The sequence below is a fragment of the Nonomuraea coxensis DSM 45129 genome (assembly GCF_019397265.1).
GTDB lineage: Bacteria > Actinomycetota > Actinomycetes > Streptosporangiales > Streptosporangiaceae > Nonomuraea > Nonomuraea coxensis.
Window position 1 is genome coordinate 8402501 of sequence record NZ_CP068985.1, and the last position, 13447, is coordinate 8415947.

11 protein-coding genes are annotated in these 13447 nt (G+C 71.3%); 6 read left to right on the plus strand and 5 right to left on the minus strand.

The window, feature by feature from the left end; translation table 11 throughout:
* Nucleotides 1-148 precede the first annotated feature (148 nt).
* On the plus strand, nt 149-2239 hold the full coding sequence (locus tag Nocox_RS39350) for a S9 family peptidase (protein ID WP_026214538.1): 2091 nt from the start codon (nt 149-151) through the stop codon (nt 2237-2239).
* A complete protein-coding gene (mgrA, locus tag Nocox_RS39355; protein ID WP_020544199.1) occupies nt 2236-3231 on the plus strand; it encodes an L-glyceraldehyde 3-phosphate reductase in 996 nt (331 codons plus the stop codon). Before Nocox_RS39350 ends, mgrA begins: the two co-directional genes overlap by 4 nt.
* 31 nt (nt 3232-3262) lie before the next feature.
* On the opposite strand, the gene Nocox_RS39360 is transcribed toward mgrA, so the two are convergent.
* Nucleotides 3263-5638 carry a lysylphosphatidylglycerol synthase transmembrane domain-containing protein gene (locus Nocox_RS39360; protein WP_020544200.1) on the minus strand — a complete coding sequence of 792 codons (2376 nt, stop codon included), beginning with the start codon at nt 5636-5638 and terminating at the stop codon, nt 3263-3265.
* Nucleotides 5639-5871: 233 nt separating this feature from the next.
* Here Nocox_RS39360 and Nocox_RS39365 point away from each other — a divergent pair, with 233 nt between their 5' ends.
* Nucleotides 5872-7890: a molybdopterin-containing oxidoreductase family protein gene (locus Nocox_RS39365; protein ID WP_026214539.1), complete on the plus strand. Its 2019-nt coding sequence runs from the start codon at nt 5872-5874 to the stop codon at nt 7888-7890.
* Here Nocox_RS39365 and Nocox_RS39370 read toward each other — a convergent pair.
* On the minus strand, nt 7868-8662 hold the full coding sequence (locus Nocox_RS39370; RefSeq protein ID WP_020544202.1) for an alpha/beta hydrolase: 795 nt from the start codon (nt 8660-8662) through the stop codon (nt 7868-7870). The genes Nocox_RS39365 and Nocox_RS39370 overlap by 23 nt on opposite strands.
* 73 nt (nt 8663-8735) lie before the next feature.
* On the opposite strand from Nocox_RS39370, the gene Nocox_RS39375 reads away from it, so the two are divergent.
* Nucleotides 8736-9281 (plus strand): PadR family transcriptional regulator, encoded by a 546-nt coding sequence (locus Nocox_RS39375; RefSeq protein ID WP_026214540.1) that lies wholly within the window; start codon nt 8736-8738, stop codon nt 9279-9281.
* On the opposite strand, the gene Nocox_RS39380 is transcribed toward Nocox_RS39375, so the two are convergent.
* Nucleotides 9262-9732: a GNAT family N-acetyltransferase gene (locus tag Nocox_RS39380; RefSeq protein WP_026214541.1), complete on the minus strand. Its 471-nt coding sequence runs from the start codon at nt 9730-9732 to the stop codon at nt 9262-9264. The genes Nocox_RS39375 and Nocox_RS39380 overlap by 20 nt on opposite strands.
* 76 nt (nt 9733-9808) lie before the next feature.
* On the opposite strand from Nocox_RS39380, the gene Nocox_RS39385 reads away from it, so the two are divergent.
* The gene (locus tag Nocox_RS39385) at nt 9809-10258 is read left to right on the plus strand and encodes a hypothetical protein (RefSeq protein ID WP_026214542.1); all 450 of its coding nucleotides are present in this window, start codon (nt 9809-9811) and stop codon (nt 10256-10258) included.
* A 13-nt stretch (nt 10259-10271) separates the two neighbouring features.
* On the opposite strand, the gene Nocox_RS39390 is transcribed toward Nocox_RS39385, so the two are convergent.
* Nucleotides 10272-10649, minus strand: coding sequence for a VOC family protein (locus Nocox_RS39390; RefSeq protein WP_020544206.1), 378 nt, complete (start codon nt 10647-10649; stop codon nt 10272-10274).
* Nucleotides 10650-10692: 43 nt separating this feature from the next.
* Nucleotides 10693-11502 carry a class I SAM-dependent methyltransferase gene (locus Nocox_RS39395; protein ID WP_020544207.1) on the minus strand — a complete coding sequence of 270 codons (810 nt, stop codon included), beginning with the start codon at nt 11500-11502 and terminating at the stop codon, nt 10693-10695.
* Nucleotides 11503-11593: 91 nt separating this feature from the next.
* On the opposite strand from Nocox_RS39395, the gene Nocox_RS39400 reads away from it, so the two are divergent.
* Complete coding sequence (locus tag Nocox_RS39400) at nt 11594-13399, plus strand: acyl-CoA dehydrogenase (protein WP_020544208.1); 1806 nt, start codon at nt 11594-11596, stop codon at nt 13397-13399.
* Nucleotides 13400-13447: the final 48 nt, after the last annotated feature.

Here is a 13447-nt window from a genome sequence, read left to right on the forward strand (position 1 = left end):
AACACACATCAATGTCACCGGAGTGATGGAGGAGGGTTGTGCCGCACCGCGTCGGCTCCTAAAGATTAGCAGCGCCTCCACGCTGCTCGTGCCGATTCGCCTGTCTCTCCGGCCACAGTACGATCACGGCCGACCATAGACTCCCAGCGTGAGCAGCAACATGCCGCCAGTGGCGAAGAAGATCCCGGCCGAGCGCACGCATCACGGCGACACCGTCATCGACGAGTACGCCTGGCTGGCCAACAAGGACGATCCCGACACCACGGCCTATCTGGAGGCGGAGAACGCGTTTCTCAAGGAGCAGACCGCTCATCTGGCGGACCTCCAGGAGCAGGTGTTCCAGGAGATCAAGGGTCGCACCCAGGAGACCGACCTGTCGGTGCCGAGCCGCAAGGGCGCCTGGTGGTACTTCAGCCGCACCGAGGAGGGCAAGCAGTACGCCGTCTCGTGCCGCGTGCCCGCCGACAGCGACGCGCCCCCGAGCATCACCCCCGGTGAGCGCCTCGACCGGGAGCAGGTGATCCTCGACGGCAACGAGCTGGCCGGCGACAGCCCGTTCTTCTCGGTCGGCACCAGCGCGGTCAGTCCCGACGGGACGATGCTGGCCTTCTCCACCGACTTCAAGGGCGACGAGCGCTTCACCCTGCGCTTCAAGAACCTGGAGACGGGCGAGGTGCTGCCCGACGAGATCGCCGACATCTTCTACGGCGGCGCCTGGTCGCCCGACGGCTCGGCGTTCTTCTACACGCGCGTGGACGACGCCTGGCGTCCCTACCAGGTCTACCGCCACACCCTCGGCACCCAGGAGGACGTCCTCGTGTACGAGGAGTCCGACGAGCGCTACTGGGTGGGCATCGGGCTGACCCGCAGCGAGCGCTACCTGGTGCTGGCCGTGGGCAGCAAGATCACCAGCGAGGTCCGGATCCTGGACTCCGCCGACCCGTCCGGCGAGTTCCGGCTCGTCCGGCCGCGGACGACCGGGGTGGAGTACAGCGTCGAGCACGCCGGCGACTTCTTCTACGTCCTGCACAACGAGAACGCCGAGAACTTCGAGCTGGCGACGGCCCCGCTCGACGCCCCCGGCACGTGGACGCCGCTGATCCCCCACCGGGAGGACACCCGGCTGCTGGGCATCGACGCCTTCGCCGGCCACGCGGTGGTGTACTTCCGCCGCGACGGGCTGACCGGGCTGCGGGTGCTGCCGTACCCGGCCGACGGGCGGGGCTGGCGTGAGCGGGCCGAGGCGGCCGAGCGGAACGCGTACGAGATCGACTTCCCCGAGCCCCTGTACGACGTCGGCCCGGCCGGCAACCCCGAGTTCACGACGACGCGGCTGCGGCTGACGTACACGAGCATGGTGACCCCGCCCAGCGTGTACGACTACGAGCTCGACTCCCACGAGCTGATCCTGCTGAAGCGGCGCCCGGTGCTGGGCGGCTACGACCCGGCCGAGTACGAGCAGTTCCGCGAGTGGGCCACGGCGGAGGACGGCACGCGGGTCCCGATCTCGATCGTCAAGCGGAAGGACGCGGCCAGGCCGGCGCCGACCGTGCTCTACGGCTACGGGAGCTACGAGACGTCGATCGACCCGGGCTTCTCGGTGCCGCGCCTGTCGCTGCTCGACCGCGGGTTCGTCTTCGCCGTCGCGCACGTGCGGGGCGGCGGCGAGATGGGCCGCCGCTGGTACGAGGAAGGCAAGCTGACGAGGAAGCGCAACACGTTCACGGACTTCGTGGCGGCGGCCAGGCACATGAAGGCGTCCGGCTGGAGCGAGCGGATCATCGCGCGCGGCGGGTCGGCGGGCGGCCTGCTGATGGGCGCGGTGACGAACCTGGCGCCGGAGGAGTTCGCGGGCGTGGTGGCCGAGGTGCCGTTCGTGGACGCGCTCAACACGATCCTCGATCCTTCGCTGCCGCTGACGGTGATCGAGTGGGACGAGTGGGGCGACCCGCTGCACGATCCCGACGTGTACGCCTACATGAAGAGCTACACGCCGTACGAGAACGTGGACGGCCGGACGTACCCGCCGGTCCTGGCGATCACGAGCCTCAACGACACCCGCGTCCTCTACCACGAGCCGGCCAAGTGGATCGCCCGGCTGCGGGCGAGCGCGCAGGGCGGCCCGTTCCTGCTGAAGACGGAGATGGGGGCGGGTCACGGCGGGCGCAGCGGACGCTACGACGCCTGGCGGGAGGAGGCGTTCGCGCTCTCCTGGATCATCGAGAGGGGCACGGCATGAGCTATCGGGCGGACGAGCGGCGCTACGAACGGCAGCCGTACAACCGGAGCGGGCGCAGCGGGCTGCGGCTGCCGGCGGTGTCGCTCGGGCTGTGGCACAACTTCGGCGACGACCGGCCGGTGGAGAACTCGCGGGCGATCCTGCGCAGGGCGTTCGACCTCGGGGTGACGCATTTCGACCTGGCCAACAACTACGGGGTGCCGTACGGGTCGGCGGAGCGCACGTTCGGCCGGATCCTGCGCGAGGATTTCCTCCCCTACCGGGACGAGCTGGTCATCTCGACCAAGGCCGGGTACGACATGTGGCCCGGCCCGTACGGCGAGTGGGGCTCGCGGAAATATCTGCTGGCGAGCCTCGACCAGTCGCTCGCCCGGATGGGCCTCGACTACGTGGACATCTTCTACAGCCACCGGCCCGACCCGGACACGCCGCTGGAGGAGACCATGGGGGCGCTGGACCGGGCGGTGCGCTCGGGCAAGGCGCTGTACGCGGGCATCTCCAACTACTCGCCCGAGCAGACCGCGCAGGCGGCGCGGATCATGCGGGAGCTGGGCACGCCGCTGCTCATCCACCAGCCGTCGTACTCGATGATCAACCGGTGGATCGAGGACGGGCTGCTGGACACGCTGGAGGAGGCGGGCATGGGCTGCATCGTGTTCTCGCCGCTGGCGCAGGGGGTGCTGACGGACCGCTACCTGGAGGGGGTGCCGGCCGACTCGCGGGCGGCGACCAGCCGTTTCCTCACCCCGGACCGGATCGACCGGGAGCTCGCCCGCGACCTCGGCGCGATCGCCCGCGGCCGGGGTCAGACGCTGGCCCAGATGGCGCTGTCGTGGACGCTCAGGGACCCGCGGGTGACGAGCGTGCTCATCGGCGCGAGCAGCGTCGGGCAGCTTGAGGACAACGTGGCCTGCGTGGACGGCCCCGCCTTCACCGAGGACGAACTCGACGCGATCGACAAGATCACCGTTCCGACTTCGTCGGCCCGGTGATCAAGATGCTGCGTCTGATGGTTCGCTTCGCTCACAGGGCCTCGTGCCGCTGGAGGTAGGTGAAGGAGGCCCAGCCGGGCAGCACCGGCAGCCAGAAGGTGAGCAGCCGGTGCAGCAGCACGGCCGAGGTGGCGAGCTCGGCCGGCAGCCCGGCCACGGTCAGGCCCAGGGCCAGCGCGCCCTCGACCGCGCCCAGCCCGCCGGGTGTGGGCGCGGCCGAGCCGATGGCGTTGGCCGTGAGGTAGACGACGGCGACGGCGGTGAAGCTGAGGCTGCCGCCGAACGCCGCCACGCAGGCGTCCAGGCACACCACGAACGCCATGGTGATCATGAGGGTGCCGACGGACGCCTCGATCATCTTGCGCGGCGACTGGAGCACGTCGAGCAGGCGCGGCAGCACGTTGCTGAACAGCCGGCGCATCCGCGAGGTGATCAGCCGGCGCAGCGGCGGCACGCCCAGCACCCCCACGACCGCGACCGCCACGGCCAGCAGCGCCAGCACCAGGCCGCGTGACGGGGTGAAGGACGTCGCGGTGTTGGAGCCGGTGATGTAGGCGAACAGCAGCAGCAGCGCGATGTGGAAGACCAGCATGATGAGCTGGGAGGCGCCGACGCTGGCCACCGCGCTGGCCGGGGAGATGCCGCGCTTCTGCAGGTAGCGGGTGTTGATCGCGACGCCGCCGACGGCCGCGGGCGCGACCAGCTTGACGAACGACGACGCGAACTGCACCAGCACGGTCCGCCAGAGCGGCAGCGGCTCGGGCACGAAGCCGCGCAGCATGAGCGCGGCGGCCACGAAGCTGACGAACGAGGCCGCGAGCGCCAGGACCGACCAGGCCCAGTTGGCCGTGGTGACCACCTCGTAGATGTTCACCTGGCTGAGCTGGGAGAGCAGGAAGTAGGCGGCGAGCGCGCTGGCGATGATGGTGACGAGCGTGCGCGGGCGGAAGCGTTCGAGGCGGACCTCCTCGACCTTGCCCTGCGGCTTGAGCGCGACGATCTGCTCGCGGATGCCGGGCAGGATCTGCTTGGCCTTGCCGAGGGCCGAGCGGGTCTCCCTGGTGAGCGCGATGCGCTGGAGCAGCGGCATGGCGGCGGCGAGCGCGTCGGGGCCCATCACGGCGGCCGCGGCGCGTACGGAGCGCTCGGGGCCGACGCGCAGCGCGAGGTAGGTGAGGAGCTGGGCGACGTCGATGCGCAGCAGCAGGTCGCCGGCGGCGATCTCGCCGCTGCGCGCGTCGGTGAGCACGACCCGGCCGGCCCGGTCGAGGTGGATGCCGTCGCCGGTGAGGCGGCGGTGGGCGAGGCGCTGGATCTGCAGCAGCTCGACCTGTTCCCAGATCTGGTGCAGCAGGGCGTCGTCGATCTCGTTGTCGGGGACCTCGTCGAGCGGGCGGGTCTCGATGTGCTCGTAGGCGAGCAGGGCGGCCTCGGTGCCGATCTCGCTGGTGCCGAGCAGGCGCGGGGTGCTGGCTCCTGCGGCCTGGCCCGCGTACGCCATGAGGGCCTCGCGCTCCAGCTCGGCGCGGAGCGAGCGGATGGCGCGGCGGCGGGTCTCGGAGTTGAGCCTGATGCGCCGCCACAATCGGTACGGGAGCCCGGCCACCTGCCGGTCGCGGTCGAGGACGGTGACGTCGAGGCTGGTGCCGTCCTTGAGGCCGACGGCGTAGCGGCGGCTGCCCTGGTGGTCGTCCTCGATGCGGCGGGCGGAGACGACCTGGAACGACAGCTTGCGGAGCGCGGCCACCACGGCGCTGCCCGGCGGCCGGGTGTTGGGGCTGCCGACGCCGTAGAGGGTGGCGTAGCCGATGGCCATGCCGACGAGGACGGTGACGATGGCGCTCGGGAGGGTGATCTGGCGGCCGGAGAAGAAGGCGAGGATGTAGAGCGCGATCGTGGTCCACATGAGCATCCGCCAGGTGGGGCGGCGGGAGATGCGGACCGCGGTGGTGTAGGCGACGACCGAGGTGAGCAGGGTGTTCAGCGGCTCGATGTCGCGGTTGCCGGTGAGCAGCAGGCGCAGGTCCTCGAGGTTGCCGCCGACCAGCCACTGTCCGAGCAGGAACGAGCCGGCCATGCCGACGATGGCGGCGATGAGCCCTTCGGCGACCCGCAGGCCGTCGCGGTGGAAGACCCGCTCGACGGCGAACGCGGTGGGCACGACGAGCACGGCGGCGCCGCCGAGGAAGGCGGCGATGCGGCTGAGCAGCGGGACGAGCTCGGCGCCCTCCTTGACGTCGGCCTCCAGGCCGATGAGGGTCTGCTTGGCGACCAGGGTGAGCAGGACGACCGCGCCGAGGACGATGAGCGTGGCGAAGAAGCGCAGCAGGTCGGAGGGACGGCGCAGGCGCTGCGGCAGCAGCGGCTCTACGACGTAGACGTCGCTGTCCGCGCGTGACGCGCCCACGGCCGGATCCCCCTCCGTGAGGTCCTCCGTGTCATCTCGTTCCCTGATTTCGGCCACCGTCAGCGATTCTGCACCTTCCCGGCAGGACCGTACGATCTCTGGGTCGCAGTGTCCCCGTTTCGCAACGCGGACGAGGCGCCTGCCGTCCCGTGGGCAGCCTACGTCCGCGCAGGCAGGCTACACGGTGGAGCTCCGCCAGTTCATCTCTCGGAGCCCGACGTAGGCTGTGTCACATGTCGGGCGAATTGCGAGTTCTGGGGGCGTGTCCGCTGGACTGCCCGGACACCTGTTCCTGGGTCGTCACCGTCGAGGACGGCGCGGCCGTCAAGCTGCGCGGCAACCCCGACCAGCCCTACACCAGGGGCGCGCTGTGCGTGAAGGTCAACCGTTACCTGGAGCACACGCGGGCGCCCGACCGGATCCTTTACCCGATGCGCCGGGTCGGCCCGAAGGGCTCGGGGCGGTTCGAGCGGATCTCGTGGGACGAGGCCCTGGACGAGATCGCCACCCGGCTGCGCGCGATCGTCGAGGAGCACGGCGGCGAGGCCATCTGGCCCTACCTCGGCACCGGCACGCTCGGCTATCTGCAGGGCTGCGAGGGCGTGGCGGGCCGCCGCTTCTGGAACGTGCTGGGTGCGTCGAAGCACTGGCTCAACATCTGCTCGGCGGCCGGCAGCCTCGGCCTGTACCGCGCGAACGGCACCGCGGGCGGCATGGACCCGGAGAACTTCGCGCTCTCCAAGCTGATCCTGCTCTGGGGCACCAACACGCTGACCAGCGGCCACCACCTGTGGAAGTTCATCCAGGACGCCCGCGCGGCCGGCGCCCACGTGGTCGCCATCGACCCGATCCGCACCAGGACCGCCGACCAGGCCGACGAACACCTCGCGATCCGGCCGGGCACGGACGCGGCGCTCGCGCTCGGGCTGCTCAACGTGGTGCTGGCCGAGAACGCGCAGGACGAGGCGTACCTGGCCGAGCACACCGAGGGCTGGGCCGGCTTCCGCGAGGAGATCCTGGCCCACCCGGTGGAGAAGGCAAGCGAGATCACCGGCATCCCGGCGGCCGACATCCACAGGCTGGGGACGCGGCTGGCGCGCACCCGCCCGACCGCCATCCGGGCCACGATGGGCATCCAGCGGCACGCGGGCGGCGGCGCGGCCATGCGGACGATCGCCGCGATCCCGGCCGTGACGGGCGACTGGCGGCATCCGGGGGGCGGGGTGGCGTACTCGACCAGCGGGCACGTCCACCTGAACATCGACAGACGCGACGACCTGCTGCCGAAGCCGGTGCGCACGCTGGTCATGACGAAGCTGGCCTCGCAGCTCGACGACGTGAAGTGCCTGTGGGTGTACGCGGCCAACCCGCTCGGCTCCACGCCCGACGCGGGCGCCATCAGGCGGCAGCTCGCCCGCGAGGACCTGTTCACGGTCGTCATGGAGCAGTTCCCGACGGACACCGTGGACTATGCCGACATCGTGCTGCCGGCCACCATGCAGACCGAGCACCACGACCTGCACGCCGGCTACGGGCACCTCTATCTGCTGTGGAACGAGGCCGCGGCAGAGCCGCCGGGCGAGTGCCTGTCGACGACCGAGACGTTCCGGCGGCTGGCCAGGCACATGGGGCTCACCGAACCGTCGCTCTACGACTCGGATCTGGAGCTGGCCGAGCAGCTGCTGTCCAGCGGGCATCCGTCGCTGGAGGGCGTCACGCTCGACCGGCTGCGCAAGGAGGGGTGGGTGCGGATGAACTATCCCAAGCCGTTCACGCCCTTCGCCGACGGGTTCCCGACGCGGTCGGGCCGGATGCGGTTCCCGCGGCCCGGGGAGGCGTACGTGCCGTCGCACGCGACGCTGGCGGCGGCGGAAGGCTCGCCGTACCGGCTGACGCTGGTGACGCCGGCCGCGCACACGTTCCTCAACACGACGTTCGGCAACAACGCCGAGCTGCGGCGGCGGGCCAAGGACCCGGTGGTGCTGGTCAACCCGGCCGACGCGGCGGCGCGCGGGCTGGTGGACGGCCGGCGCGTACGGGTCCACAACGACGGCGGCGAGTTCCTGGCCGACGTGGAGATCAGCGACCGGGTGGCCCCCGGCGTCGTCGCCTCGCCCAAGGGCCGCTGGCCGAAGCTCAGCCCCGGCGGCTCCAACCCGAACGCCGTGGTGGCCGAGCGGGACGGCGACATGGGCAAGGGGCCGGGCTTCCACGACAACCTGGTCGAGATCAGCCCTTGTGCCGGTTCATGAACGTCTCGACGGTGTCCAGCACCTGATCGGCGTACGGGCTGGCGAACAGCTCGGAGGCGTGCAGGCGCTCGCCGGGGATGACGAGCACCTGGGCGTCGGGGGACTTGGTGGCGGCGGCGCGGGCGGCGTCGAGCGCGGCGCGGCCTCCGTAGTCGTCGTGCTCGCTGCCGACCTGGAGCAGCGGGACGGTGAGCTTCGCGGCGTCCTCGGGGGCGATCTCGCCTGACAGGGCGACCACGCCGGCGATCCTGTCGGGGCCGAGCTCCAGCGCGGCGGTGGCGGCGACGGTGGCGCCGATCGAGCCGCCGGCCAGGAACACGCGCTCGACGCCCTTCTCCTTGGCCAGGCGTTTCGCCATGGCGACGGTGGTGTCGCCGGGGGCGGCGACGGCGCTTCTCGCGTACAGGAGCACGCGGTAGCCGGCGGCGACGAGGCGGTCGGAGAGCGGGCGCCAGGCGCAGACGTTGCCGCGGCGCTCGTAGGTGATGACGACGCCGGTGGAGCCGGTGCCGGCGATCACGCCGGGGAGGCCGCCGCCGTACTCGAAGATCTTGCCGTCGGCCTCGGTGAAGCAGCCGGAGACGTTGGGGCCGGTGGGCGGCGGGCTGCTGGGGGCGGCGCTGGTCGTGGCGGGCGTCGCCGGGTTCGCCGGGGTCGTGGCGGTCGTGGGGGTCGCCGGGGCGGGGGCCGCCCCTGTCCCGCCCCCGCTCCCGCAGGCGGCCGACGCGGCCAGCGTGACCACGAGCCCTGCGGCGCTCACCAGCTTGCGCACGATGGCCTACCTCCCATTGCTGCACACTATGTCAGAAGTGACATAGTGGGAAGCACCCTATCCTGGGGCCACGATGACCTCAACACTGGGATTCGCGATCCTCGCTGTGCTCGCGCGCGGCGAGCGCACCGGATACGACCTCGCGGCGGCCATGCGCACCCCGGTCGGCTACTTCTGGACGGCCGGCCACAGCCAGATCCACGCCGAGCTGCAGAAGCTGCGCGCCGGAGGGCTGGTGGGGTTCGAGGCCGAGCACGGGCCCGGCCCGCAGGGCAAGAAGGTCTACCACCTGACCCCCGACGGCCTGGCGGCGCTGCGCGCATGGGTGACCGAGCCGCCGCGCGCCCGGCCGGAGCGCGACGAGCTGGTGCTGAAGACGTACGCCTCATGGCTGGCCGAGCCGGGGCTGCTGCGCAGGCTGTTCGCCGACCAGCTCGCGATGCACGAGGAGCGGCTGGCGCACTACGAGCGGGAGGAGGCGGCCTTCGGCGGCCCGCCCCCGCCCGGCGATCCCCGGTTCGGCAACTACGCGACGCTCTGGTGCGGGCTCGGCTACGAGCGGCACCGCGTCGAATGGTGCAGGTGGGTGCTGGAGCGGCTCAGCTCAGCTGGAGCTTGAAGCCCTCGTGGGAGGCGGCGAAGCCGAGCGAGCCGTAGAAGCGGTGCGCGTCGGTGCGCGCCTTGTCCGAGGTGAGCTGCACCATGGCGCAGCCGCGCTCGCGGGCGCGGTCCACGGCCCAGCCGATCATCCGGCGGCCGAGCCCCTGGCCGCGGGCCGAGGAGTGCACCCGGACGGCCTCGATCTGGCAGCGTTCGGACCCGAGGCGGGAGAGCCCGGCCAGGTACGTGAGCTGCATCGTGCCCACCACTTCGCCGCCCTGCTCGGCGACGATCAGCTCGTCGTGGGGGTCGGCGTCGACGCGGTCGAAGGCCGCGAGGTAACGCGGGTCGCCCGGGTCGCCCTCGCGCCGCGCGCCGAGGGGGTCGTCGGCCAGCATCGCGACGATGGCGGGCACGTCGTCGCGGCGGGCCGTGCGGAAGATGACGTCTGCTTCGTACGGTTCCTGCATGTCCCGCATCATGTCAGGGACGGCTCAGGGTCCGTCCCCGATGCTCCCGGGGGGCCTCGGAGACGACCATGGCGGTATGAACGAAATCAGTCGACGCGATGAGGTATCGCTTTCCGGCGCCGCGCTCCGCGGCGCCCCTTGGAAGGCCGCCGCCGTCGGCGGCGGCGTGGTGACCGCGGCCAGCTACGGCATGGGCCTGATCACGGGCGGCGGCGACCTCGTGTGGGCGCTGGGCCTCGGCATCAGCCTGTTCGCCCTGATCGCCGCGATCGGGGCGGTGTCCAAGCCGCACGAGGGCGACCGCGTCACCCGCCAGGCGCGCGTCTGGTCGCTGCGCCACCCGTGGAAGTTCGCGCTGCTGCCCGCGGGCATCACCGCGGTGCTCGACTATCCGGTGCAGCTCGTCCTGGACGGCGAGGGCGTCTTCGGCTCGGCCGTGCAGGCGCTGTGGCACGGCGCGCTCGTCTATCTGATCGCCGGCATCCTGACGTTCACGATGCAGGGCCGGGCGCGCTCCGAGCGGTGACCCGCCAGGACCGTCAGGACTCCCGCTCGGCCTGGCTGCGGCACACGCAGAACTCGTTGCCCTCGGGGTCGAGCATCGTCACCCATCCGGTGCCGTCGGGCCGGCGCAGATCGGCGTGGACGGTCGCGCCAAGCCCGGCGAGCCGGTCGACCTCCTCGTCGCGGGTCCGGCCCGCGGTGCCGTTGACGTCGAAGTGCAGGCGGTTCTTGACCGTCTTGCCCTCGGGGACACGGATGAACAGCAGGTAGGGGTCGCGCTCGGTCCGCAGCATCACCTCGTCGTCGCCCGGCTGGTCGCCCTCGCCCAGGGGCAGCCCCGTGGCCCTGCTCCACCAGCTCGCGAGCTCGTACGGGTCGGCGGCGTCGATGGTGACGGCGTGGATCTCGATCATGGGAACCACCCAACCCGACACCGCCGAAGACGTCAAACCGGTGTCAGTCCCACCAGACGGTGACCCAGCGGTCCCGCGGCAACGGCCACATGCCCAGCTCGACGGCCGTGGCGGCCACCTCGTCCATCCGGGACGGGTCGAGGCACGCCCGCCGGCACGCGCTGCCCGCGAGCTCCTCCAGGGAGCTGAATCGTTCCAGCGGGGCCTCCCGCTCCTCCACCCGTACGGCGAAGCCGAGCGCCGCCGCCAGCGCCACGCAGTCCTCGGCGACCGGCCGCACCGGGCGGTCGATGCCGTGGAAGTGCTGCCAGAGCGGCGTCATCCAGCTCGTCGGGTGGCGGTGCGTCAGCTCCAGCACCACCCGGCCGCGCGTGTGGGCGTCGAGCGCGCGCAGGAAGCCGGCCAGGTCGGGCACGTTGTAGACGACGTGCGCGGCGATGGAGACGTCGGCCACAGGGGCCTCGCCCGCCACGTCGGGCCAGCGGCCGTGGATCGTGGTGACCGGGACCCCGAGCTTGTCCGCGCGCAGCGTGAGCCCGTCGAGCATCGCGGCCGAGGAGTCGACCGCGTAGAGGTGGCCGACGCGCCCGCCGAGCGGCAGCGAGGACGCGCCGGCGCCGCAGCCCACGTCGAGCAGCGTGCCCTGGTCGGGCAGGGCCTCGGCCACCCTTGTCATGGTGGGCCCGTCGTCGGGCTCGGCGAGGGCACGGTCGGTGCGGGTGCCGAACCGTTCGGGCGAGTGAGTCCAGGGGTCGGCGGAGGCGCGGGCCAGGATCTCGTCCGGGATCGCCCAGGTCTCCAGTCGCTCCCGCCACCGCGCGGCGAGTTCTTCGGCGTCCATGGAGACGAGCATGCCATGCATGGTGGGGGTTACCCGCGGGTAGCATTTCAGAGTAAGGTTACTCGCGAGTACACCCCTGTCTCGGTTCAAGGAGATCGACCCCATGGGCCACTACAAGAGCAACGTTCGCGACCTTGAATTCAACCTCTTCGAGGTCTTCGGGCGACGCGAGATCCTCGGCGCAGGGCCCTTTGCGGAAGTCGACGAGGACGTCGCGCGCAGCATCCTCGAAGAGGTCAACCGCCTGGCGACCGGCGTGCTCGCCGACTCCTTCGAGGAGGGCGACAGGAAGCCGCCGGTCTTCGACCCCGCGACGAGCTCCGTCACCATGCCAGAAGGCTTCAAGAAGTCGTACAAGGCGCTGGTGGAGGGCGGCTGGGCGCACCTCGACCTGCCCGCCGAGCTGGGCGGCCCCGGCATCCCGCGCAGCCTCGCCTGGGCCACGGCCGAGATGGTGCTCGGCGCGAACCCCGCGCTCTACATGTACGGCGCCGGCCCCAACTTCGCCTACACGCTGTGGAAGCTCGGCACCGAGGAGCAGAAGCGCTTCGCCGAGCTGGCCATCGAGCGTAACTGGGGCGCGACCATGGTGCTGACCGAGCCGGACGCCGGCTCCGACGTGGGCGCCGGCCGCACCAAGGCCGTACGCCAGCCGGACGGCACCTGGCACATCGAGGGCGTCAAGCGCTTCATCACCAGCGCCGAGCACGACATGTCCGACAACATCTTCCACCTGGTGCTCGCCCGCCCCGAGGGTCACGGCCCCGGCACCAAGGGCCTGTCGATGTTCCTGGTGCCGAAGTACCACGTCGACCTGGAGACCGGGGAACTCGGCGAGCGCAACGGCGTCTACGTCACCAACGTCGAGAAGAAGATGGGCCTGAAGGTCTCCACGACCTGCGAGCTCACCTTCGGCGAGAAGCACCCGGCGGTCGGCTGGCTGGTCGGCGAGGTGCACGAGGGCATCAAGCAGATGTTCATGGTCATCGAGCACGCCCGCATGATGGTCGGCACCAAGGCCATCGCCACGCTCTCGACCGGCTACCTCAACGCCCTCGACTACGCGAAGTCCCGGGTCCAGGGCGCGGACCTGACGAAGATGACCGACAAGACCGCCCCGCGCGTCACCATCGCCCACCACCCGGACGTGCGCCGCGAGCTGATGCTGCAGAAGGCGTACGCCGAGGGCATGCGCGCCCTGGTCCTCTACACGGCCACCTTCCAGGACGCCGTCATGATCGACCCGGACGACCGGCACGCCATCGCGATGAACGACCTGCTGCTGCCGCTGGTCAAGGGCGTCGGCTCGGAGCGGTCGTACGAGCTGCTGGCCCGCTCGCTGCAGACCCTGGGCGGCTCCGGCTACCTCCAGGACTACCCGATCGAGCAGTACATCAGGGACGCCAAGATCGACTCCCTGTACGAGGGCACCACCGCCATCCAGGGCCTGGACCTGTTCTTCAGGAAGATCCTGCGCAACCAGGGCGCGGCGGTCGGCGCGCTGCTCGGCGAGATCAACGCCTTCGCCGCCTCCGAGGCCGGCAACGGGCGGCTGAAGGAGGAGCGCGAGCTGCTGGCCGAGGCCGCCGCCCACGTCAAGGCCATGGGCGACACGATGGCGACCTGGGCGCTCGGCTCGATGGAGAAGCCGGAGGAGGTCTACAAGGTCGGGCTCAACACCACCCGCCTGCTGCTCGCCCTCGGCGACCTCGTCATCGGCTGGCTGCTGCTGCGTCAGGCCGAGGTGGCGCTGGCCCGGCTCGCCGCCGGCGAGGACGCGTTCTACCAGGGCAAGGTCGCGGCGGCCACGTTCTTCGCGAAGACCGTGCTGCCCCGTCTCGCCGCCGAGCGGCGCGTGCTCGACTCCACCGGCCAGGAGCTCATGGAGCTCCCGGAGGAGGCGTTCTAGGTCCCGGAACGCGTTCTAGGTCCCGGAACGCACGGAACGCCCGCACGC

Coding starts and splice junctions, on each gene's coding strand:
- mgrA (WP_020544199.1), top strand. CDS start 2,236: ATGAGCTATCGGGCGGACGAGCGGCGCTACGAACGGCAGCCGTACAAC.
- Nocox_RS39365 (WP_026214539.1), top strand. CDS start 5,872: ATGTCGGGCGAATTGCGAGTTCTGGGGGCGTGTCCGCTGGACTGCCCG.
- Nocox_RS39375 (WP_026214540.1), top strand. CDS start 8,736: ATGACCTCAACACTGGGATTCGCGATCCTCGCTGTGCTCGCGCGCGGC.
- Nocox_RS39380 (WP_026214541.1), bottom strand. CDS start 9,732: ATGCAGGAACCGTACGAAGCAGACGTCATCTTCCGCACGGCCCGCCGC.
- Nocox_RS39385 (WP_026214542.1), top strand. CDS start 9,809: ATGAACGAAATCAGTCGACGCGATGAGGTATCGCTTTCCGGCGCCGCG.
- Nocox_RS39390 (WP_020544206.1), bottom strand. CDS start 10,649: ATGATCGAGATCCACGCCGTCACCATCGACGCCGCCGACCCGTACGAG.
- Nocox_RS39395 (WP_020544207.1), bottom strand. CDS start 11,502: ATGCTCGTCTCCATGGACGCCGAAGAACTCGCCGCGCGGTGGCGGGAG.
- Nocox_RS39400 (WP_020544208.1), top strand. CDS start 11,594: ATGGGCCACTACAAGAGCAACGTTCGCGACCTTGAATTCAACCTCTTC.